Origin of the sequence: Pantoea sp. R13S299 (assembly GCF_048515925.1) — a bacterium.
Classification (GTDB): Bacteria; Pseudomonadota; Gammaproteobacteria; order Enterobacterales; family Enterobacteriaceae; genus Pantoea.
Genome location: NZ_JBLYEF010000001.1, coordinates 1,764,204 through 1,788,378 on the forward strand (window position 1 = coordinate 1,764,204; position 24,175 = coordinate 1,788,378).

At 52.4% G+C, this 24,175-nt stretch carries 17 protein-coding genes; 1 reads left to right on the plus strand and 16 read right to left on the minus strand.

The window, feature by feature from the left end; genetic code table 11:
* Positions 1-46: 46 nt before the first annotated feature.
* The 16 genes from cpsG to wbaP form a co-directional block, all read right to left on the minus strand.
* Positions 47-1,429 (minus strand): phosphomannomutase CpsG, encoded by a 1,383-nt coding sequence (gene cpsG / locus ACN1CO_RS08590; protein ID WP_419138611.1) that lies wholly within the window; start codon positions 1,427-1,429, stop codon positions 47-49.
* A gap of 14 nt (positions 1,430-1,443) precedes the next feature.
* A complete protein-coding gene (locus ACN1CO_RS08595; protein ID WP_419138612.1) occupies positions 1,444-2,859 on the minus strand; it encodes a mannose-1-phosphate guanylyltransferase/mannose-6-phosphate isomerase in 1,416 nt (471 codons plus the stop codon).
* A 544-nt stretch (positions 2,860-3,403) separates the two neighbouring features.
* On the minus strand, positions 3,404-4,417 hold the full coding sequence (galE, locus tag ACN1CO_RS08600; protein WP_419138613.1) for a UDP-glucose 4-epimerase GalE: 1,014 nt from the start codon (positions 4,415-4,417) through the stop codon (positions 3,404-3,406).
* Positions 4,418-4,459: 42 nt separating this feature from the next.
* Complete coding sequence (gene galF / locus ACN1CO_RS08605) at positions 4,460-5,362, minus strand: UTP--glucose-1-phosphate uridylyltransferase GalF (RefSeq protein WP_419138614.1); 903 nt, start codon at positions 5,360-5,362, stop codon at positions 4,460-4,462.
* A 278-nt stretch (positions 5,363-5,640) separates the two neighbouring features.
* Positions 5,641-6,981 (minus strand): lipopolysaccharide biosynthesis protein, encoded by a 1,341-nt coding sequence (locus tag ACN1CO_RS08610; RefSeq protein WP_031591354.1) that lies wholly within the window; start codon positions 6,979-6,981, stop codon positions 5,641-5,643.
* On the minus strand, positions 6,978-8,201 hold the full coding sequence (locus tag ACN1CO_RS08615) for a glycosyltransferase (protein WP_419138615.1): 1,224 nt from the start codon (positions 8,199-8,201) through the stop codon (positions 6,978-6,980). Before ACN1CO_RS08615 ends, ACN1CO_RS08610 begins: the two co-directional genes overlap by 4 nt.
* A 4-nt stretch (positions 8,202-8,205) precedes the next feature.
* Complete coding sequence (gene wcaK, locus ACN1CO_RS08620; RefSeq protein ID WP_419138616.1) at positions 8,206-9,468, minus strand: colanic acid biosynthesis pyruvyl transferase WcaK; 1,263 nt, start codon at positions 9,466-9,468, stop codon at positions 8,206-8,208.
* 155 nt (positions 9,469-9,623) lie between these two features.
* A complete protein-coding gene (locus ACN1CO_RS08625; RefSeq protein WP_419138617.1) occupies positions 9,624-11,840 on the minus strand; it encodes a phage tailspike protein in 2,217 nt (738 codons plus the stop codon).
* Between the two features lie 82 nt (positions 11,841-11,922).
* Positions 11,923-12,957 (minus strand): glycosyltransferase, encoded by a 1,035-nt coding sequence (locus ACN1CO_RS08630; RefSeq protein ID WP_419138618.1) that lies wholly within the window; start codon positions 12,955-12,957, stop codon positions 11,923-11,925.
* A gap of 46 nt (positions 12,958-13,003) precedes the next feature.
* Positions 13,004-13,756 carry a glycosyltransferase family 2 protein gene (locus ACN1CO_RS08635; protein WP_008926080.1) on the minus strand — a complete coding sequence of 251 codons (753 nt, stop codon included), beginning with the start codon at positions 13,754-13,756 and terminating at the stop codon, positions 13,004-13,006.
* 70 nt (positions 13,757-13,826) lie between these two features.
* A complete protein-coding gene (locus ACN1CO_RS08640; protein WP_419138619.1) occupies positions 13,827-14,744 on the minus strand; it encodes a glycosyltransferase family 2 protein in 918 nt (305 codons plus the stop codon).
* 127 nt (positions 14,745-14,871) lie between these two features.
* Positions 14,872-16,008 carry an EpsG family protein gene (locus ACN1CO_RS08645; RefSeq protein WP_419138620.1) on the minus strand — a complete coding sequence of 379 codons (1,137 nt, stop codon included), beginning with the start codon at positions 16,006-16,008 and terminating at the stop codon, positions 14,872-14,874.
* A gap of 278 nt (positions 16,009-16,286) precedes the next feature.
* Positions 16,287-18,464 (minus strand): tyrosine-protein kinase Wzc, encoded by a 2,178-nt coding sequence (gene wzc, locus ACN1CO_RS08650; RefSeq protein WP_419138621.1) that lies wholly within the window; start codon positions 18,462-18,464, stop codon positions 16,287-16,289.
* A 12-nt stretch (positions 18,465-18,476) separates the two neighbouring features.
* Positions 18,477-18,911, minus strand: a complete 435-nt coding sequence (locus ACN1CO_RS08655; RefSeq protein WP_419138622.1) for a protein tyrosine phosphatase — start codon at positions 18,909-18,911, stop codon at positions 18,477-18,479.
* Between the two features lie 9 nt (positions 18,912-18,920).
* Positions 18,921-20,060, minus strand: coding sequence for a polysaccharide export protein (locus ACN1CO_RS08660; protein ID WP_283547568.1), 1,140 nt, complete (start codon positions 20,058-20,060; stop codon positions 18,921-18,923).
* Between the two features lie 294 nt (positions 20,061-20,354).
* The gene (gene wbaP, locus ACN1CO_RS08665) at positions 20,355-21,788 is read right to left on the minus strand and encodes an undecaprenyl-phosphate galactose phosphotransferase WbaP (protein WP_419138623.1); all 1,434 of its coding nucleotides are present in this window, start codon (positions 21,786-21,788) and stop codon (positions 20,355-20,357) included.
* A gap of 796 nt (positions 21,789-22,584) precedes the next feature.
* Between wbaP and ACN1CO_RS08670 the strand changes: the two genes are divergently transcribed.
* On the plus strand, positions 22,585-24,156 hold the full coding sequence (locus ACN1CO_RS08670) for a TerC family protein (RefSeq protein WP_419138624.1): 1,572 nt from the start codon (positions 22,585-22,587) through the stop codon (positions 24,154-24,156).
* Positions 24,157-24,175: the final 19 nt, after the last annotated feature.

Genomic DNA, 24,175 nt, shown 5'->3' on the forward strand with positions numbered 1-24,175 from the left:
GTAAACCCATCATTTAGGAAATTAATATTATCAACTATATGTGAAATTAAACTGTCGTAGCTTTAATAACGGCGTCGATTTCTTTCAATATTTTACTCAAGGCTTCAGCATTGCCTTCAGTTTCGACGTTGAGTCGCAGTAAAGGTTCCGTATTGGACGTTCTTACGTTGAATCTCCAGCCCTGGCAAACAAGGCTTATACCGTCGGTGTTATCCTCAGCTATCGCAGAACTAAGGTATTTCGCTTTCAACGCTGCGATAACCGACGTTGCATTCGATACTTTGTAATTAATCTCACCGCTGCAAGGGAACGCCTTCATTCTTTCCGAAACCAGTCCGGAGAGCGTCTCCCCTTTCACTGCCAGTAGTTCAGCCACCAGCAGCCATGGAATCATGCCGCTGTCGCAGTAAGCGAAGTCGCGGAAATAGTGGTGCGCACTCATCTCACCACCGTAAACCGCGTCTTCTTCACGCATGCGCTCTTTGATAAACGCATGACCGGTTTTGGACATCACCGGAATACCACCCGCTTTGGTCACCACATCAATGGTGTTCCAGGTCAGACGCGGATCGTGAATGATTTTCGCTCCCGCTTCTTTCTTGAGGAACGCTTCGGCCAACAGCCCAACGATGTAATAGCCTTCAATGAACTCAGCATTTTCATCGAACAGGAAACAGCGGTCAAAATCACCGTCGAAGGCGATACCCATATCCGCCTGATGCGCACGCACCGCATCAGAGGTATCTTTACGACACTCCGGCAGCAGCGGGTTCGGGATGCCATTCGGGAAATTGCCGTCAGCTTCATGATGAACTTTGATAAACGATACAGGCGCATTGGCCTGCTTAAAGCGTTTTTCAATCTCATCGATGATATGACCCGCAGCACCGTTACCTGAGTTGATCACCAGCTTCATCGGCTTAGTGAAATTTTTCAGATCGATGTAGCCCATCAGATGATCAACGTAGGCATCCAGTACGGAAATCTGCTTGAAACCGCCGCGTTTGCTCTCTTCTACCGGAGCAAAATCATTGGCTTCCGCCAGTCGCTGAACGTCGCGCAGACCGGTATCGCCGCTGACCGGACGCGCACCTTCCCGCACCAGTTTCATGCCGTTGTAGTTCATCGGATTATGGCTGGCAGTCACTTCAATGCCGCCATCAATGCCTAAATGGAACGTGGCGAAATAGATCTCTTCTGTTCCGCTCATACCGATATCGAGCACGTCAGTGCCCGCATCCCGCAGTCCATTGGCCAGTGCCAGCTTTAACGACTCGCTGGTTAATCGGACATCGCCGCCCACTACGATCGTTTTCGGACGGATAAATTCGCCATAGGCCCGGCCAATGCGGTAGGCAATGTCTTCATTGAGTTCAGTGCCCAACTCGCCACGAATGTCATAAGCTTTAAAACAGGTCAGTGCTGCCATGTTCTTGTCAGTCCTTACTTACTTGCAAACTGTTGTTTAATCAAAATCAGGTCGTCGTCACCAAGGTAAGAGCCCGACTGAATCTCCAGCAGTTCCAGTGGAATCTTGCCTGGGTTTTCTAAAGTATGCGGGTGACCGATTGGAATAAAGGTTGACTGGTTCTCTGTCAGCAATAGGGTCTTATCCTGAATGGTCACTTTCGCTGTACCTGACAGGATCACCCAGTGTTCGGTGCGGTGATAGTGCATCTGCAGCTCAAAGGCCTCACCCGGCTTAACCGTAATGCGATTAACGTTGAAGCGACCCGTGTTAACCACCAGATCACAACGTCCCCATGGCCAGTAAGTTTCACGATGGCGGCGATATTCGCTGCGGCACTCGTTTTTCAGGAACTCAACCACACGCTTAACATCCTGAACCTGATCTTTACGCGCGACCAGGACGGCATCTTTCGTATTCACGATGACCAGGTTTTCAACGCCAATGGCGGCAACCAGTTGATCTTCGCTGTTGATGTAGCAATTTTTGGTGTTGTGCAGGAAGGTATCGCCCTTCAGGGAGTTACCATGATCATCTTTATCATTGACTTCCCACAGCGCAGACCAGGAGCCCACATCACTCCAGCCAGCCGCCAGCGGTACGACGACGGCGGCGTCGGTCTGTTCCATCACTGCATAATCCACTGACTCATCAGGACAGGCGATAAAATCATCTTTATCGATGCTGATGAAATCGTTGCCTTCTTTGACGTTGGCCATAGCACGACGGCACGCTTCCAGGATGTCCGGACGGAATTTCTCCAGCTCCTGCAGATAGCGTTTAGCGCGGAACATGAACATACCGCTGTTCCAGTAGTACTCACCGGATTCAAGGTACTGCTCAGCAGTGTTCTGGTTCGGTTTTTCGACAAAGCGCTGAACCTGGTATGGACCATTCTCTGCGCCAGGCAGCGCTTCGCCACGCTGAATGTAACCGTAGCCGGTTTCCGGACCCGTTGGCACGATGCCGAAAGTCACCAGCTTGCCCTGTTTGGCATAGGCGGTAGCGACTTTGATAGCCTGATGAAACGCAGCACGGTCTTCAATCACGTGATCGGCGGCCAGCACCAGCAGAACCGGATCATCGCCCTGCTCTACGGCGTTTAGTGCAGCCAGTGCAATAGCCGGAGCCGTGTTGCGTCCTACCGGTTCGAGAATAATGTTATGAGATAGCTTGTTAATTTGTCGCAACTGCTCGGCAACCAGGAAACGATGCTCCTCGTTGCAGATGACCATCGGTGCGCGTGCTTCGACGCCGCTCAAACGATTAACGGTCTCCTGCAGCATGGAGTGTTCACCATGCAGACAGATGAACTGTTTAGGATAAAGTTCGCGGGAAAGGGGCCATAAGCGGCTGCCGGTTCCTCCGGCCATGATTACGGGAAGTAACATTCCACATCCTCTAACAAATTTAAACATGCTATGCATATAAGCGGGTCAATTTTTATTCACTACGAATAAATAGCCACGCTACCGCCCCTGGCTTGCAGCAACCAATGCGCTGTGTGAAGGGATCTGGCCTTCACAGATTAGCTTGTCGATGCGCTGATTATATTTTATTCAATCGCATACGGGTTCCGGGATAACTGCAAATAGTACATTTTGTGCGGCAAAAATAATATGCCTAATCTTTGATTGCCACGGACAAAACTTAAGAGTGACTAAACATTGATCCCACACTGCATTGATAAATGTAATCAATGACAAAACAGCATAGTAGCGTATGGAGAATCACGCTTTGCGCCTCTTCACAGAGTCGGATTACCTGGTATTGTGATTAATCGCGACTGAAGCCTGACCAGGATAATTCCGTATTGAGACATCAAACAGTCACAATCTGGCATTGAGATGAGAACAGGAGGCAGGAATATTCAATTCCTCTTAACGCAGGCAAAAAAAAACCCGGCCAAAGCCGGGTGTTTGCAGATTTTTTCAACTACCGAAACCCATCCGGGTTCTTACTCTGCCAGTTCCACGTATCGCGCATCATCTCATCGATGCCGCGCGTCACGCGCCAGTCGAGCGTACTGTTAGCGAGTGAGGCATCGGCCCAGAACGCAGGCAGGTCGCCGTCACGACGTGGCTTGATCTCAAACGGAATCGCCTTACCAGACGCCTTCTCGAATGCCTTGATCATCTCAAGCACGGAGAAGCCTTTGCCGCCGCCCAGGTTGAAGGCGGTGTAGCCTTCCACTTTGCTCAGATGATCCAGCGCTTTCAGGTGTCCTTCCGCCAGGTCAACAACGTGGATGTAGTCACGCAGACAGGTACCGTCTGGCGTATCGTAATCGCCGCCAAACACACCGAGCTTCTCCAGGCGGCCAATCGCGACCTGCGCGATGTACGGCAGCAGGTTGTTCGGGATGCCCGCCGGGTCTTCACCGATTTCGCCTGACTCATGTGCGCCAACCGGATTGAAGTAACGCAGGGCAATCGACTTAAACTTCGGCTCTGCTTTGGCGAAATCGCGCATCACGAATTCGGTCATCAGCTTTGAGGTGCCGTAAGGACTGGTCGTGCCGCCAATCGGGGTGGTCTCAACGTAAGGAACCGGTGCATCTGCGCCGTAGACGGTCGCGGATGAACTGAAGATGAAGTTCCAGACGCCGGCATTGCGCATCTCTTCCAGCAGCACCACGGTGCCCGCAACGTTGTTCTCGTAGTACTCCAGCGGCATGCGGGTCGATTCACCCACCGCTTTAAGCGCTGCAAAGTGGATTACGGCTGAAATGCTGTTGGATGCGAACAGGTCACGCAGACAGGCGCGGTCACGGATATCGCCTTCTACGAAGGTCGCTTTTTTACCCGCCAGTTTCTCAACGCGATTAATTGCTTCGCGAGAGGCATTGCAGAGGTTATCCAGAACCACAACATCATCACCGCGCTGCAACAGCGCCAGTACCGTATGGGAGCCGATGTACCCTGCTCCGCCCGTTACCAAAATTGCCATGTGAGCTCCTTTCAATCAGCCGCGCAGAACGCGGCGAATGGTTTACTTTTGTTTTGCGAGGATGGTCTGGATAGCTTCGCGGAAATCACGACCCTGCGCGTTGCTGCGCAGTCCGTAAGAGACAAACGCCTGCATGTATCCGAGTTTACGACCGCAGTCGAAACTGTGACCGGTCAGCAGCGAAACATCAACGGCTTTATGTTTGCTCAGGCTGGCAATCGCATCGGTCAGCTGGATACGACCCCACGCGCCTGGCTCAGTGCGCTCCAGTTCCGCCCAGATATCAGCAGAGAGAACATAGCGGCCTACCGCAGCCAGGTCAGAACTCAGGCCTGCAGTATCTTCTGGCTTCTCAACGAAACCAGTAATGGTGCTCACGTCGCCTGGGTGATCGATTGGCTCTTCAGTGGTGATGACGGAGTACTCAGAGAGATCTGACGCTGGCATATGCTGCGCCAGGACCTGGCTGTGGCCGGTCTCTTCAAAACGGGCAACCATCGCTGCGAGGTTATAACGCATATGGTCAGCGGTAGAGTCATCCAGCAGGACGTCTGGCAGCACGACGACGAACGGGTTATCACCAATCATCGGACGGGCACAAAGAATGGAGTGGCCCAGGCCCAGCGGCTGCGCCTGGCGCACGTTCATGATGGTTACGCCTGGCGGGCAGATAGACTGCACTTCGCTCAGCAGCTGACGCTTCACGCGCGCTTCAAGCAGCGCTTCCAGCTCATAGGTGGTGTCGAAGTGGTTTTCTACCGCATTTTTAGATGCATGCGTGACCAGCACAATCTCTTTAATACCTGCGGCAACACACTCGTCAATGATGTACTGGATCATCGGTTTGTCGACGACAGGCAGCATCTCTTTCGGAATGGCTTTAGTCGCAGGGAGCATATGCATACCGAGGCCCGCAACCGGGATTACTGCTTTAAGCTTGGTCATATTTATTCCGTTTAATAAAATGAAGATGTGGGTCGATTATGCAGGATCGGCCGGAAGAGCAAGTATAATCTTTATCTGAAAAGCGGACAGTAACTCTCTGTCATAACTTGGAAATTCGGCATTTTGCCCATTGCCAGCGACGGCATAAACTGAGTAAAGACAAACAGTAATCGAATATCGCCACTGTGATCTACAGCACTATTCGTTGCAGGGCTGAGACCAGCCATAAATGAAAACGGGCGACCCTGAGGTCGCCCGTTGATATATCTGCGCAGTAATCAGAGCCAGCCTTCAAACCACTCTGGCATCACAAACAGATTAAAGTGATTTACCAGCAACATGATGCCGACAAATACCACCGACACCGCCACCCATTGCCGGGCATAGGGAATAAACCGAATGCCAATGACCGGCTTGATGAAGAACGGATGAGCCAGTGCCGAGATCAGGATCTGCGAGATGGAGAGCGTCAGCGCCACATAGAGCACGTTCGGCCAGATAAAGGTGGTCGCCAGCACCGCCAGAACCACAATACTCGCCACAATGTTCCAGTAGAACTCAACGTTGGTCCGTCCGTTAGCCTGCGAAATCGCCCCGGTAAGACCGCCCATCGGCCGCAGCATACCAAACAGTAGCATCAGCGGAATCAGGTGATAGACCTGCTCATGCGACGCGCCATACAGGACACGCACAATGACGGGTGACAGGATGCCGATCGCCAGGTACATCGCGCTGCTGAACAGCATGATTCCCAGAGTGCCCTTCAGGAACAGCTTCTTCAACTGCTCGGCATCGTGCTGCTTCTCAGCAAAGCGCGGCAGTGCAAGACGGTTGATCACCGGCGTTACCAGCTTCAGCGGTTGCAGCACCAGCTCTTTCGCCAGCGAATAGACGCCCAGCATCTCGGCGCCCATCACTTTACCCACCACCAGCGCATCGGCCTGTGTACGCAGCTGGTTAATGGTCTGCGAGCCGAGCTGATAACTGCCGTAGCGAATTGCACCGATAAAAGTCGCTTTGTCGAACTCCCAGGTCGGACGCCATGACTTCTCACCCAGCGCAATCATGCAGAGGATGCGGGTAAAGGCGTTGATAAACAGACCGAGAATCGCCGCCGCGACGGTCAGGGAGGTGAACTCCAGCATCGCCACGACACAGAGGAAGGCAAACAGCTTGGTGCCCATCTCAATCTTCGCCAGCGAAACCATCCGCTTGGTTTTGATGTAGTGCGCCTGATACTGCGACAGATGCCCCAGCACCAGGAAGTTGAGGCTGGTCAGCATGATCAGCCCTACCAGCTCCGGCAGATGATAGAACCAGGAGACCGGGAAGGCGATCAGCAGCATGATCAGACCAGTGCATAAACTGAGTGAGACGTTCACCCAGTAGATGGTGCTCTGCTCACGACGGGTAATGTTCTGGCGATGCACCAGATAACTGCTCATCCCCATATCCTGCAGCACACCCGCCACCGCCAGAATGGCGTTGATGATGGCTAGCAGCCCCAGCTCGTGGGTTTCCAGTTTGCGGGCGAGAAAGCTCAGCTGTGCAACCTGCAGCACCGCAGAAAAGCAGGTGCTGCCGAACAGCCAAATCGCCTGTGACTTAAATCCACTCACACCAGTCGCTCCAGAATCTGTGCCAGTTCGCCGTAGGCGATATGCTGATTGAATTCAGTCTCAACTTTGTGGCGTGCGGCCGCAACGACCGGCGCCACATCCACTTCGCCCTGAGAGAGCTTCAGCAGCGTTTCCGCCAGCGCCTCAGGATCGTCCTCTTCCACCAGCCAGCCAGAAACGTTGTTCTCAATCAGCTCCGGAATGCCACTGTGGAAAGTTGAGACCACCGGCAGGCCCACCGCCATCGCCTCCATCAGCGCGACCGGAATCCCTTCCATGTCGCCATCTGCGGCGGTTTTGGATGGCAGCAGGAAGATGTCAGCCTCACTCAGCGCGCGACGGATCTCCTCCTGCGGTTTAAAGCCCGGCATACAGACGCAATCTTCCATCCCCTCACGGGCGATGAAATCACGCATCATCTCATCCTGATCGCCGTTGCCGATAATGGTGTACTGAAACTGACCGCCACGCTGCTTAAGGATGGCGCTGGCTTTGACCGCCACATCCAGGCCTTTTTTCTCGGTCAGACGTGCCACCGAAACGATACGCAGCGGCGTCTGAAACGCCTGGCGCGGCTGGAATTTAAACTTCTCCGGCTCAATGCCCATACGCGTCACGTGAATTTTTTCCGGCGGACAGCCCATCTCGATCAGCTTGTTCTCCCACAGATGGCTGATAGGCAGCATCAGCTCACTCTGGCGGAACAGATTCACATAATCGAGTTTGTGCTCTTCCAGAATGTGACGACGGGAAATGTCGGCGCCATGGAACACGGTCGCCTGTTTACCCTTAAGCACGCCCAGCTCACGCAGCTTGTTCGCCAGCGCACCGGCATAGCCGAAATGCACCAGGAACACATCTGCGGTGAAGGTCTGCTTTGCATTCGCCACAATCGACGGCAGCAGCAGTTTGCTGGACTGCGCGCCATAACGGCGCACATTCAGCGAACGCAGCAGCGACGGCTTCGTCACTTTCGGCAGTACCAGTTTGATACGCTGGTTCAGCTTATCAACAATCGAGACTTTCTCTTCTGGCAGCAGATAGTGCGTCTTCGCCGCCAGACCATACTCATCAAACGCGGCATGCCGGTTCACTAAATCGCCGGGAAAGACTGAAATGATCTCCACCTCGTAACCGGCATCAATAAAATGGGTCACCTGATTTAGTACGAATGTCTCAGAGGCAACCGGGAAACGCATGGTGAAAAAAGTCAGTTTCATCACATTACCCTAATACTTTGAGAATCTCTTCAGTGATCCGATTGCCAATTTCCCTTTCATTCGCAACGGCCGTGTCGACCTTCAGCTTGATGTTGTCGTAATCGGCAAGGACCGTTTTGACCTTGTCGATCAGCGAGCCATCCATCAGGCTTTTCACATCGGTTGCCATCTGCGGCAGACCAAGCTGGTTCATCACACCCATCGACTTGTGCTCGTAGTTGATCGCCACAGCCGGGGTGCCAAAGTTCATGGAGATAATCGCCGAATGCAGGCGGGTACCAATGGTCAGATGGCAGTGATTCAGCAGGATGCCCAGTTCCAGGTCATTAAACTCATCCATGATGACATGGTAATGTTCAGGCTGCGTCACGTGGTCACGCAGCGTCAGTGCAACCATGCGGTCATCTTTGGCATAGCTGTCGATGCCGGTACAGGTTGAGAACGCCACGACCTGATAGCCTTCAGCGATCATGGCATTAATTACCCGGCCAAACGCCGCTTCATACTCTTTCTGTGTGACACCCAGACGTTTATCAAACGGCGCCAGTTCACGCACCGTAATCGCAATGGTTTTACGTCCATCGATAATGCCCTGCCAGTAGAGCAGGTTGTGGCTCGGATTTTCGACTTCCCGCGCACGCACCAGGAAAGCGGTATCCACACCCGATGCCACTTTAGAGCTGGTCACGCCGTCGCGCTTCATCAGATCAAGGCTGACCGACTCGCGCAGCACCAGGCTGTCGACACGATCAAAGACAAAGTTCGCCAGCGCATTGACGCGCGGGTTCTGGAATGGCCCCACCGAGTGACCGATCAGGTAGATCGGCTTTTTCGCCATCAGCGCACAGAGCGCATGGTCGAACTGGGTCACGCCATAGAGGTCAACGAAGAAGGATCCGCCAACCTGAATAATGGCATCATATTTTGCCAGGCTTTCCGTAAACGCTTTCAGGTGAGGCGGAACAGAGAAAGACTTAAAGATCCCGCCCTTGCCCAAATGCGCCATCATGATATCGGGCATCAGGCGGTTCGCGACTTTACGCTTAAACGAACCGACCAGACCTTTACCTGACTTGCTGTTGTGCAGATACAGCGCATCCTGCTGAATATCCTGCTGGAGCAGATAACCGGAGCTGGTTGGATAACGGCTAATAACGTCAATGTCTAAATCACTGCGTGCAGACCTCATTGAATCAATCAGTCCACGAAGAATCGCGCCATCCCCGCGATTCCCACACGTATGGTTACCCACCAATAAAATTTTCATAACAACTCCGAATGAATTTTTTTAATTCTGAAAGCCGCCCAGATCCGAAATGGGCAAAATGAACTCTGATTAAAGTAATGCTTTACGGGATAACGCACCCAAAGGTACAGCTCCTGTTAAAACCGGCCGCCTCCATTGTGGCGGCCGTCAAGGTGTTACAACTTAATCGCGAAGTAAGGCAGTGCGACCTGTTTGCCGTTGATGACCACGGAAACAAAGCCTTCCGGCTTGCTGGTATCGACCTGATCGGCGGAGAGCGGGCGGGAAGCCATCAGCAGATCGCCCTGCTCGTTGGCACCCACACCCGCTTTGCCGTTGTGCAGGCTAAAGCGCTGCGGCGCACGTTTGGTTGCGTCGCCCGATGGGGGATTGCCCTTCTCCATGACCGCATTGACCCGCGCACAGCGGCCAGTCACAAAGCGATCTTTACCGGTGGTTTTCACCAGCACCGCGGCTGACGGCGTCCAGCCCGCCAGTTTGACGTAGATATGCACATCGGTGTCATGCTCAGCCACATAGCGAACATCAACTATCGGGCTGCTGCCTTCGGCCGACCAGCTCGCTTCTGAGAGGTCTTTCTTGCGCTGCACGTGGATCACCGCGCGGCCGCCGGTGGTCTTGTCACCGATCAGGTTCATCAGCGGCTTATCACCACTGCCGTTGCTGAACTGCGACTGTCCAAAGATTTCAATCTCCCACGAATCCCCCACCGTCGGTGAGTAGAGGCTGCCGAGATCAAACCAGGTTTCCTGGTTAGTGTTGTTCTCTAAACGCCAGCGCGAGGTGATGTAGTTGTACTTCAGGCTGCCATCCAGCGCGACGCCATAAGATTCGACGCGGGTCGATCCCATTTCCCAGATGCTGAGCAGACGGTCGCCCTGCATGGAGTTGTCGATCCAGCTCCCTGACTGCAGACTGGTCTGACGCATATTCAGACGGGTGTTGTGCGCGATCAGCGGATTCTTACAATCCTCCAGGCTCAGCGCATCGACGATCCACTGACCGTTGGAAAGATCGCCCGGGTTGTCACAGTGCTCAATCCAGCCGTTATGAATAATCGACTGGCCGCAACGCGGCAGGTTGAGGACTTTGCCGCCACGGCAATACTGCGCATTGAAGTTCGACAGTTCAATTGCGGTGCTGTGGTCCCATTTGCCCTGCTTCTGACCTGACCAGCCCGATTTGATCACATCACCGGTACAGCGTGAGGCGTACCACTGGTCGATCTTACAATCGAGGGTATCCTGCAGGCTGATGGCGGTGCCGCCAACGGCATTAAAGCGCAGGCAGGCACCACGGAAATATTGTCCGCCAGGGCAGTTGTTATGGAAAAAGCCCTGCTGGTTGGGACTCTTATCGGTGTTGCCGACGAAATTAAGGTTGGAAAGCTCGACACGACGGGCATTCATCTCAAAGACGAACTCAGACTTACCATCCGAGACAATGGTGGTCGCCGGGAAGTAGCCGAAGTTCACCATCGCACCGGACATGCGGAAGAAGTTGAGATATTTAGTACCAAGATTACAGGCGGAGACCATGAAGGTACCGGCCGGGAACTGGACACAGATCTGCTGGTTAGCCTGCTGTGACCACTCGAACATCGCCATAATGGCGGGTGCCGTGTCGGTTTTGCCATCGGCAATCGCACCGAAATCAAACAGCGTGAGGCGGTTAAAATCGTCTACGACGCGACGCCAGGAGAAGCCCTCGCCGGAAAAGTTTACGCCGCCATCATTCTGAGCGGGCTGGAAGCTGCCGACAAACTCGCCGCCGCCGACTTCCCGTCCTTCATGCCAGCTTTTCAGCTTAACCTTGGCCCCTTCAAACAGCGGACGGGTTTTACGTAACTCCGCCACGGACGGAATCTCACCAATCAGCTGATAACCCGCTGGCTGCGCCAGACGCTGACTGAAATCTGCAGGGCCTGGACGACTGACATCGGCGATGTTAAACAGCGTCTGACCGCTGCTGTCCTCGACCGTCATCGAATGTGAAGGATTGGCAATCAGCGCAGCGTTATCCTGAATGAACTGCGCAAAGTTGCCTTTGTTCAGCGCGATAGGCTGCGTAATCTCTGACACTTTGCCACTGGCATCGCGCAGGAAAACCGGGATCTGGTTGCCTGGCTTGCTGGCATCCACACCGGCTTTACCAATCCAGAGTTTGCCCTCAAAGCCCTGCCAGAACTGCGGTGGCATGGCGTAGACATTTTCCGGCGTCAGGATAGGCACGTCGCCTTTAGGAATGTCAGTAGCATCAACCGGTTTCAGGGCAATACCGTTACTTTTTGCAGCGTAGCTGGAAAAGGTGCTCACGGAGAGAGCCCCCACCAGAGCGGAGGCGGCGGTCTGTAAAACTTCTCTTCTTTTCATGCATCAATTCCCGTAGTCAATAAGGCCATTGGCCATGGCGGTGTCCCTGAGGCACGTCGCAAGTGAGCTTTTCCAGCTCCGTTTAAACCAATGACAGCCAGCTTTGCTTAATCTGGTTACCGTCGAATTTCAGCGCGGTTTGTTTGGTTTTTCCGCTCATGGCATAGAACAGTGCGTCATCACTGGCGAGCTGCTCCATTCGCGCCAGGAACGTGGCTTTATCGTTCATCGGCACCAGGAAACCATCTTCACCGTGGTTGATGATCTCCTGCGGTCCGGTCGGGCAGTCATAGGCAACCACCGGCAGTGACCAGGATTTGGCTTCCAGCAGCACCAGTGGCAAGCCTTCATAGCGCGAGGTCATCAGCGCCATATCGCTGTCGCGATAGTAGTCGTTGATATTGCTGACCTTGCCAACGAACTTCACACTGTCAGTAATGCCCAGCACGGCCGCCTGGTCGTGCAGCTGCTGACGCAGTTCGCCGTCACCGGCAATCACCAGCGTCCAGTCCGGATGGTTGCGGGCGAAGTCGCGCCAGATATCCAGCAGCAGATCAAAGCCCTTCTGGTTATCCAGACGTCCGACCGCCAGCGCCTGACGATGACGGGTCTGGCGCAGATAGTTTTTGTAAACCACCGGATTTGGGATTGGCTTGCTGGGAATGCGCCAGCGGCTGAACACCTGATGATCTTTTTCGGTCAGAACAATCACGCGGTCGTAGTAGCGCAGCAGCAGAAACTTGAGGAACTTAATCGGTTTGCTGAAGGAGTTAATAGCGATATGTTCGCAGGCGTAGGCTTTGCCCCGCTTCTTCTTCATAGCCAGCAGATTCCAGAAGGCGAACATCACGCTCAGGCGACCCATGCTGATCAGGAAGACGGTATCGAAACCCTCTTCGTTAATCCGGGCTACCGCGCTTTTAATCGGGTTGCTCTGCCCTTCGAAGCTGACGATCTGTTTGACATGCTCAAACGGATAAAAGGTTTTACCGCTGCCTTCCAGCGAGTAGATGGTGACTTCATGTGTTTCGCCAAGACACTCTGACATGAAGTTACAGATGTTCTCGGTGCCTGCATACGAATAAGCATCTTTGATCACCAGGACAATTTTTTTCATGAAACGCTATCCACCTTAAATTTTAAAGACAATCCTGCCGACAGGCTTAACGATGCTTAAGGGTAAATAGCACACCATTCACCATATACCAGGCGTAATAGTAATAGATTTTTAACGGATTGTTTTTATAGATAATTCTTAATAATTCAAGGTGCCACTGGGCAGCTTTGTTCTTATTACGCGAAAGGGAATCGCCTAATTCGTAATAGTTGACCAGAATCGTCTGAATTACGCGTGCCTGCTTATAGCGGGTGAATAATTCATACAAAAACAGGAAATCTTCGTGCCCTTTGCGCTGGAAGAAAAGACCCTGCGGCGGACGGCGGAAACAGACAGAGGAGAAACAGACGCGATACTGTTTCTTCACAAAGTTTTCCTGCTGCAGGTAAGGTTTGCCGTAGGTAATGTCGTGCTCAGCTTTGCGGGTTTTGTAGTGATATTCGGTAATCACAAAATCATCACCGGCCGCAATGGCGGCAACCTGCTGGGTCAGTTTATCCGCATGCCACTCATCGTCGCTGTCGAGAAACGCAATAATCTCTTCAGTCGCTGCACGCAGTCCCACATTGCGGGTCTCCGCTGCACCCATGTTGACCGCGTTATCCAGAATGGTAATGCGCGGATCCTGACAGTGCTCACGCACAAACGCCAGCGAGTCATCAGTGGATTTGTCGTTGACCAGATAGAGGTGCCAGTCGGTATAGTGCTGATTGATAACCGATTGCACAGCGCGTAACACCGTCTGACGGGCATTATACATAGGCATGACAATGCCAACGGTTCCAACAGAAGTATTCATCTTCAACCCTGAATTAATCAAAAAGAGAGGTGCTCCTGACAATCAGGAGCAGAGCGAGGCGCAGTGCGCGTCAGGAGATCGCTTTCTCACCGCCGAAACGTGCTCTGACCTTGTCTTTAACCCGGTTCATGAAATAAGCACGGTTGTCTTTGTTGGTGAGGAAGAAGTAGCGAGCAAAGCTCAGGCTCGCCATCAGCGACTTCCCATCCATCTTGTAGCGCAGCGGCAGCTTAAAGGCTTTGTAAGTGTGGATATCACGCGGGGTAAGATGCGGCTTCATGCTATCGAGCCAGAACATCGAGTAGTTCACCGATTCGCCTTTGTGTTTCGAGCCAAATTTCGTGACCAGATGGTAGTTGGCCAGCGGTGAGGCGATCATCACAAAATCGTAGCCCATGCGATCGGCACGAATGCAGAAATCATAATCCTGATGACGGATGTAGCGGGTATCAAACTGAATCTTCGCCGCATCTTCGCGCTTCAGCACGATGGTGCTGGTCTGGATAAAGCCGTAACAGCCGAACAGATACTCGGCGACGGTTTCATTTTTGCCCGGTGGCTGCATTGGCATCACTTTCAGGAACGTGCCGTCCTGATAAATGTTCACCTGGCTGAAAATGACGAAGTTCTGTTTGCCCTGGGCTTCCAGCTGAGCAATTTTTTCACTCACCTGCTGCAGTTTGTCCGCGGCCCACTCATCGTCGGCGTCAAGGAAGCTGACATAATCACCGGTCGCCAGCTCAATGCCTTTATTACGCGCACCGGCGCCGTTGAGTTTGACCTCCGAGAGCACCAGATTGATGTCGAGATCCTGGTAGCGTTCGCTGCGGACCACATCCGCCAGCGCCGCGGCATCCGCCGATTTGTCATCCACGATGATGACTTCAAAATTGCGATACGTTTGTGCTTTAACGCAATCCAGCGTCGTGACAATCGATTCTGACGCGTTATAAGCCGGAATTACGATGGAGAAACGAATGTCCTTCATTGCCAGCACCTCATTAAAATTGTTCAAAAATAAACAGTTCATTCGACAACGGTCGATGAAAAACCTGTGTTCTTACCGACAAACGGCCCCGCGCGAAGCTTTTCACGAGGGGCCGGACGCGGGTTAATTAGTGGACCAGCAAAAACTCTCTTGCCACTTCATAGCCGGTAACCGCCTGCTTGGTAGAAATGGTGTTGTAGTAGAGGTAATAGAGCAGGAAGAAAACCAGCATGGCGTACAGCGCTGGCTTCCACGATCGCCTGGCCTGATAAATCAGTGAGGTCAGGATGATCGGCTCGACCTGTTGCAAATAGTTGGACAGGCGCGAACCTGACGGGAAGTTGTACAGGAAGATCCTGATCGCACCGCCGATAGCAAAGCTCAGAATCAGCAGATAGTTAAGGCGATACTGGGCGTAATTTTCGCGCTTCAGCTCATCGGTCAGCATGAAGTAGAAGAATACAAACACCAGCATGATGTTCTTCAGGTTCGATACGGCCAGGATGCTGCCACCCATTGCGTAGGATGGGTCATTGTTATAGCCCGATGCCCTCTCGCCCAGCGATCCCAGATGTCCGGCAATCAATGCAATAAAGCTGGAACCGCCCACTACCGATAGCGGCAAGCTGGCAACGATGATAATTACCGGCCACCAGCGCCAGTCACGAATAAACAGGAACGGCACCAGGGTTACTACCATGACACCCGTGTTATGGCTCGTGAACGACAGAATGAAGAAGGCAAAAGCCCACCAGTAGCGCTTGAGATAGATCGACCAGAGGACGCCCAGGAACAGCGCAGAACTCAGGCCAAAGCGAATCTGGTTAATGTCTTTGTTGATAAAGATGTGCGCTGAATAGAGCACCAGCGCCAGCACCGGATAGGGTGACATCTTCCGGAAAAAGTAAGTATTGATAGAAACAGCAATGGCGCAGAAGACAAACAGGAAGATGCTGGCATTGTGCGAAAACAGGCTGGTAATCCAGGCCAGCGCAAAAATCAGCGGTTCGTAACGGAAAAACGCAACGGTATTAAAGAAGCCGTTGATCTCGATACGCCTGATAAAGTCTTCGAAGAAGCTCCGGTACTGAAAGTCATCCATGCCGGTGCCGAGGCCGCGAATTCCCCCGAAAATAATCAGTGTCACGGCAGCAAAACAGAGCAGCCAGGTCAGAATATAGTTTGTGCGTTCGTCTTTTTTCAGCGCTATTTCAAACAGCGAAAGCAACAGTAAAAAGCCTGATACATACCAATATGGAGCCATGGTGTGATTCCCTTAATTCCACAAGTTCTCATGCCAGCAATTATCACGCTTCGCCTCTCCGACTGGCTTTTCAGTAAGTCTGAAAGGACGATGACACATTGCGTGCAGGCAATGCCATGCTGGTGATGAATTCTGTTGAGTGACGCTCGCCATGCGATTTATAGAGGTATCGCTTTTGTGGGTTTGGACAGAATAACCTGTGTAAATTGATGCGTGTCGTCATTCAAAAGGACGATAAAAAGGGGCGGTCAGACCGCCCCCTGGTTATTACTCAATGATCAGCTTTTGTTGGGCTTGCTGTAGTCATAGGCGTAGTAGTCATAACCATGGCCATACGCATTCGCGGCTTTACGCACCACGGCGTTGAGGATCACACCTTTAATCTCAATACCGTTCTGGGCAAAGCGTTTGAAGCTGACGTCCACTTCTTTGGTGGTGTTAGCTTCGAAACGCGCCACCATCAGTGAGGTGCCGGCCAGCTTACCGATGATTGATGCATCGGTGACGGCCAGGATTGGCGGCGTATCGATTAACACCAGGTCGTAGTTCTTGCTCGCCCATTCCAGCAGCTCACCCATGCGACGATGCATCAGCAGCTCAGACGGGTTCGGTGGAACCTGACCACGTGGCAGGAAGTCGAAACCATACACGCCCTGCTGAATCAGCGCCGGGCTGAACTCAGTTTTACCGGACAGCACGTTTGACAGGCCTGATTTGTTATCCGCGCCCAGCAGTTCGTGGGTGTAACCACGACGCATGTCACCATCGATAAACAGAACACGCTGACCCGCTTTCGCGACCAGGGTCGCCAGGTTGGCACAGATAAAGGTTTTACCAATACCCGGGCTGGCACCGGTGATCATCAGGATGTTGTTTTTCGCTTCCATCATGGCGAAGTGCAGGCTGGTACGCAGGCTACGAATCGCTTCGATGGAGAGGTCAGTCGGGTTACCCAGTGCCAGCAGCGTTTCGTGCGGATCGGTTTTCACCTTGCTGCCACGACGCGCCAGAGCTTCGGTATCCTTCTTACGCTGCCAGTCAGACAGTGGAACGCTGGCATAGACATTCATGCCCAGCTCTTCCAGCTGATCCGGGTTCTCGATGCCGTGATGCAGCATGGCTTTCAGCAGAACCAGACCCACTGACACGAACAGACCTAAAATCAGGCTCGCAGCGATAATCAGCAGCTTCTTCGGAGCAACCGGCGAGTTAGCGGTCTGCGCGTTATCGATGATGCGGACATCACCCACGGTGCTGGCTTTGCTGATGCTCAGCTCCTGCTGACGGTTCAGCAGCTGCATGTAGATCTCCTGACCTGACTGAACGTCACGGGTCAGACGCAGGATTTCCTGCTGAGTCTGTGGCATACCAGAAATTTTCTTGTTCAGCTGAGCCTGCTCGCCTTCCAGCGTTTTGCGTTTTTCAAGCAGCGCGCGGTACGTCGGGTGATCTTTGGTAAACAGCTGCGAAACTTCAGCTTCACGGAAGGTCAGTTCGTTCAACTGGCTCTGCACGCTGACAGAAGAGTCCAGGGCGGATTTCGCTTCCAGTGACAGGTCAACTGATTCGTTCTGACGACGGAACGTGTTCAGCTTGTTTTCCGCTTCATCCAGCTTGGCGCGAACGGCAGGCAGCTGAGTGCGTAAGAACTCCAGGCTTTTCTCGGCCTGCTCTGACTTGCGCTCAACGTTCTGTAACAGATAGTTGTTCACAATCTGGTTCAGGACTTTGCTGATCTGCTCGGGATCTTCACCCAGATATTCCAGACCCAGAACGCCGGTATCTTTACCTTTGTCTGCAACGGTCAGGTTAGCCAGTACGGAACGGATCGCCTGCAGGTCATTCAGCTTGGTCACGGTGAAGCTGGTGCCTTCATCAGCGTGAATCTCGCTCACCAGCATGCTGATGTCGCCGTGCGACTCCAGCTGGCCGACTTTACCTTTGAACAGCTCATCGCCATCTTTTGAGACGGTGTAGCTATCCGGACCGGTCACTTCCAGTTCAACGTTACGTTTTTCGACAGTGCGTGGGATTTCCAGGCGCGAAATCGCGATGTTGGCAGGTTTGGTGCCCATCAGGCGCGACAGACCTTTGCCGATAACCGGGAAATAGTTCTGCTCAACCACGGTATCCAGATCCAGATCGTCAACGGTTTTACCGATGACCATACGGGATTCCAGAATCTCGATTTCTGTATCAGAGGCTGGCGTCGGAGGCAGAATGCTGTCAATTTCGTTCAGAACGGTACTGGCATTCTTCTGCTCAACCTGAACTAACGCATCTGCGCTATAAATCGGTGTTGCAAACAGTGTGTAGAGTGTTCCCGCCAGCATGAAAAATGCGGTAACGGCAACAATGATCCAGCGATGATCAATTAGCTGTCCCACAAGATGCGCCAGATCCCATCCATTCGACTCCTCTCCCGGCGCGGTTCTGACCTTATTTTTTATATTCATGGATAATCCCAACTATCGGCTTAATACGTTGACCCACTTCTGGGTAGCGTTTTCCAGTAATCCGTAAATCTCTTCAAAGGCCTCGCGGCTTTTTCTGTACGGATCCGCAATTTCTTTCTGATTGAGCCAGTGTCCCAGCAGCATGGTTTTACCACGCGCGGCCGGATCGATGCGGTTCACCTGTTCAATCTGTCGCTTTTCCATGACCAGAATCAGGTCAACATTGCGGCACATCTCTGCCGTCAGCTGTTGTGCCTGATGTCCTTCCAGCGACAGGCCCTGTGCAGCTGCAACTTCAGACGCCGTCTTATCGGCCGCGTGGCCGACCAGTGCCCCCAGGCCTGCAGAGCGAACGTCTAACTCGGGCAGCGCACGTTTAAACAGGCGCTCTCCGGTAGGAGAGCGACAGATGTTACCTACGCAAACGACTAACACTGACTTAATCATGGTCGGACCTTAATTACCCCAGGTACGGATACGTGACGCGGCCTGTGTTGCATCGTTGATACCTGCGATGGTTGGTATCAATCCTGAAATCACACGGTTCCAGCGCGTCAGCGGCGTAGAGGTGACATACACGATGTCATAAGGCTGGAGCTGGAAATCGGTTCCCATCACCATGGATGCCGCATCTTTGGTGTTCAACTGATAGATGTTGGCAATCTTGCTGCGATCGGTGCCGTGCAGTGGACGGATAACGAAGACACCCGTCGCGTCAGAGGTGGTTTGATCCATGCCTGCCGCATTGCCCAGTGCTTCCGCCAGCGTCATGCCGCTACGGTCCATCTTCAGCGTGGTCTGCTGCTTCACTTCACCCATCACGAAGATTTTCAGATCGTCGTTACGCGGAACGTACAGAATGTCGCCCGGATAGAGGAGGTGGTTCTGGCTCAGGTCGCCATTCTGCATCAGTGCCTGCAGAGAGACGCGCTGCTCACGACCGTTGTGCGTCAGCACGACGTTACGCCAGTCAGCATCAGCGGCCAGGCCGCCAGCGGCGTTGATCGCATCCAGCACCGTCAACGGTACGTTAGTAATCGCCTGCTGACCTGAATTCGTGACAGAACCTGTCACATAGGTTTTCTGCGATTTGAACGAGGCAATGCTGACATCAACCTGAGGGCTTTCAATGTACTGAGCCAGACGACGCGACACTTCGTCACGCACTTCGCCGACGGTACGGCCTGCTACACGGACACGACCGATGTAGGGATAGAAGATGGTGCCATCAGAATGCACCCAGTTACCGGTGTCGCTTGCGCTACGGTACTGACCCGCTGGGGTCGTCAGTTCCGGGTGATCCCAGACCGTTACGGTCAGGACGTCGCCCACACCGATACGGTATTCGTAGTTCTGAATTTCGTTCTGCAGAGAAGGGTTGGTCTGAGCCACCAGTGGCTTAGGACGCATCCGTTCAACCAGTGACGGGGTCAGCGGGAAGACGTTGACATATTTATCGATGTCAAAGTTGCTATCCTGCTGTTCAACAACATCTTTTCCTGATGTAGAAAGGTGAGAACCTGGTTCGATCGTACATCCGCTAAGGAATGTGGCGGATACCAGCAAGGGTATCAATTTCATTTTGATTGTAATCATTAAGATCTTCGCTATCAGTTATTTATTGATAGAGGCGAAACCGCCGCTGTGTAAGCGTCCAACAAAAAGTAAATCCTGGCTGACATCAGCCTTAAGCTCTGAACCTGTCGTTCATTATCCTTGCTCCACTTGTTATAAATCGTGGCCATCTATCAGGGTCTACCTGGAACGCCTGGCATCATAGCGGACTATGGATGCACTGCGATATCCCTGATGATGGCCACTATCAACGACACGCCTGACAACGGCAAAACACCTCTGAGCGCGCGTTAGCACGCTCATTTCGACTCACGATTAATAGGCACCGTCGCGTTTTAACACTACGCCTACTGTTTTAAACAGAATGGCGATGTCATTCCACAGTGACCAGTTTTTCACGTACCACGAGTCGAAATAGACGCGGGTTTCATAGTCAACGTCATTACGACCGCTGACCTGCCACAATCCCGTCATGCCTGGCTTAGCCATCAGGTAATAATCAACATCACCAGCATAACGACAGAGTTCATCTTCAATGACCGGACGAGGTCCAACCAGACTCATATCACCGCGCACCACGTTCCAGAGCTGAGGCAGCTCATCGAGGCTTGTTTTACGGATGAAGTGGCCCACTTTAGTAATACGTGGATCATTTTTGAGTTTGAAATCTTTATCCCATTCCGCACGGGCAATCGGATCGGTGCGCAATACTTCTTCCAGCACTTCTTTGGAATTAATGACCATGGAGCGGAATTTCAGGCATTTGAATTTACGGCCATTCATGCCGACACGCTCGTGACCATAAATCGGCGGTCCACCATCACGGCCAACCAGGAAGCCCAGCACCAGCAGCGCTGGCATCAGCATCAGGATAATCGAGAGCGCACCCACGATATCGAATGCCCGCTTCAGGAAACGCGAAGTGCGTTTCGCCAGGTTGTTCTGAACACGCAGAATCATCACTTCGTGGCTGAAGATATAAGCCATATCGGTACCGTAAAGCGGTACACCACGCAGGGTCGGGATGACTGAAACTGAACGGCAGTTGTGCATAGCCAGCGATTTAAGCCAGACATCACGGTACTGACTCTGCTCATACTCCACGGCCACGATAAACTGGGTTTCGCTGTTGGTCAGGCTCCAGAGCTCCTGCTCGTCGCGCAGCACCGGTACACCGTTCATGATTTCCTGCGGACAGCTTCCATCAACGTCGTAGAAGGCGATAACGTCAAAGCCCATCACCTCTTCGCTTTGCAGCGCCTGCCAGGCTTCGTGCGCATTTTTGCTGCTGCCGATAATAATGGTCTGTTTCTTCCACAGCCCTTTTTTATTCAGCAGACGTTTAGAGAGCGCGCGACAGGTCGGAATTAAAATCAGCGCCAGTACCCAGGTCAGTAACCAGACGAAACGCGACATCTGCCACTGTGACAGTGCGGTAATCGACAGGTCGATGACAGAAAATATAAGAATGGTACGAAAAACTTCTTTTAATTCGAACCAGAAAGGTTTGCGGTAAGTATAGTGACGAAGCCTTACCCAGAACCAGCCAATACAAATTATCGACAGACAGATGTGCGTGGCAATTTGCAGATTCATTTCTTTTTCAGAAATATCTGCCAGTGGCGAACCTGAGTGAAGATTAATTAGCATCATTGCCAGAAATAATGCTGCGTTGAAACAAATTAAGTCTGAACATGCCAGCATTAATTTGGTAATAAGACTTTTAAACGTAAATTCTGTATCGCGCATATTTAACTCTTTTATTTTATTTCCTTAAACCCGCAACGGCTATCGCCTGTTAAATCATTAAGCGACGAAACCTCTCCAGAATGAGCCGTTTCTAAGGGGAGCTCCTGCGGCGTTTACGCCAATGATCTTAACCATGAAACCAGTAATATCGTTATAAATACCAACAGATTACTCTGACTTAATCACCGCCAGCACTGCTCACTTTATCAACAAAAACGCGATTCGGACACGCTACCGCCCTTGGCTGTCGCTGCCAATATCGCTGTCATCATTCATATTGCTCCCCAAAATGCAATGATGTTACCGCATTGCATCATACAGACGTTCATCGACGAATTACGCATTCGTCACATTGCGATTAATGTCGAATAGGTACGCGAATTACGACTCTGGGGCAGAGTTTGCTAACTTGTTGCTATACTAGTTATTACTGGCTTGTTTACAAGCAGGTCCCGCTATCCCTGGACTATTTTAGGAAAAAGACTACCAGCAATTAGTATTGATGCCTGACAGGCAGTGCAATGCTTTCTTCAAAATTAGGATTAATGCCATACTCCCGATGAGATAAATCGCATAAGCCCCACAGGTGAATATCTCAATCAGGGTAGAAAATGACTCAGAATAGTCTCCCCTGCACCCTCTGAAGTTAATCAAAGCGTCACACTGTTATGTTCACATTTTGCACGATATATCGCCCTGTTCGATTCACAGCTCCCCTGCCCTGCCATTTGTACGTGGCTTCGCACTCCACTATCATCAGAGAAAACTCAATTCAGGATATTCAGGTGAACAAGACATGCTGGAGGTAATTGCAGATCCCTCGCTGTGGGCCGGATTAGTAACGCTAATCGTTCTGGAACTGGTTTTAGGCATCGACAATCTCATCTTTATTGCCATTCTGGTTGAGAAGCTTCCAGGGCCACTTCGCGACCGCGCGCGCGTGATCGGACTGCTGCTGGCGTTATTGTGCCGGTTATTGCTGCTGGCCTCGCTTTCCTGGCTGGTTACGCTGAAAGAACCGTGGGTAACACTGGGGGGACACCCCTTCAGTGCGCGCGATTTACTGTTGCTGTCAGGCGGGATTTTCCTGCTATTTAAAGCCACCACAGAGTTGAATGCGCGCCTTGAAGGCCATGATGAGGAGTCCGGTCAACAAAAAGGCGGCGCTAAATTCTGGCCGGTGGTGGCGCAAATTGTGGTTCTGGATGCCATCTTCTCGCTGGATGCGGTGATTACCGCTGTCGGCATGGTGAATGATTTACCGGTCATGATGATTGCGGTCACCATTGCTATTCTGTTGATGCTGCTCGCCAGCAAGCCGTTAACCCGCTTTGTAAACAAACACCCCACCATTGTGATCCTCTGCTTAAGCTTCCTGCTGATGATTGGTTTCAGTCTGGTGGCGGAAGGCTTTGGGTTTGTGATCCCCAAAGGCTATCTCTACGCGGCCATCGGCTTCTCGGTAGTCATAGAGGCACTGAACCAGCTGGCGCACTTTAATCGTCGTCGCGTACTTTCAGCGGGACGACCTCTGCGCCAGCGCACGGCTGAAGCGGTGTTACGGATGCTGCGTGGCACGGCAGAACCGGCGGAGCTGGATGCGAAAACCTCGTCACTGATTGCGGACAGCGATGCCAGCATGCTGTTTAACCGCCAGGAGCGCGTCATGATTGCCCGCGTGCTGGGCATGGGGCAGCGTCACGTTAACAGCATCATGACCTCGCGCCACGACGTCGAGCATATCGACCTCAGTGATGACCCGGCAGAGATCATGTCACGCCTCGACCGCAACCAGCACACACGCATCCTGATAACCGATAACTCCAGCGAACCGCTGGGCGTGGTGCACGTTATCGATCTGCTGCACCAGTCGCTGCACCATAATTCGCTCGATTTACGTGCCCTGATTCGTCAGCCGCTGGTCTTTCCTGAGCGGCTGACGCTGCTGCAGGCACTGGAACAGTTCCGTCAGGCTCACACTCACTTTGCTTTTGTGGTGGATGAGTTTGGTTCAGTGGAAGGCGTGGTGACGCTAAGTGATGTAATGGAAACCATCGCCGGCAATCTGCCGAATGAGGCGGGTGAAATTGATGCCCGTTACGATATTCAGATTCAGGATGAAGGGCACTGGATTGCCAACGGCCATATGCCACTGGAGGATCTGGCGCTCTATGTGAAATTGCCGCTGGATGAACAGCGTGACTACCATACGCTGGCTGGATTACTGATGGATAAGCTGCAACACATCCCGCATGAAGGCGAAGTGTTGCAACTGGGTGATTATCTGCTGCGAACCCTGCAGGTCGAGAACCATCGGGTACAGAAGGTGGAAATCCTGCTGCAGCCCGAAGGTGATTACGAGGTTTAAGCGATTAGCCCCTGAGGAA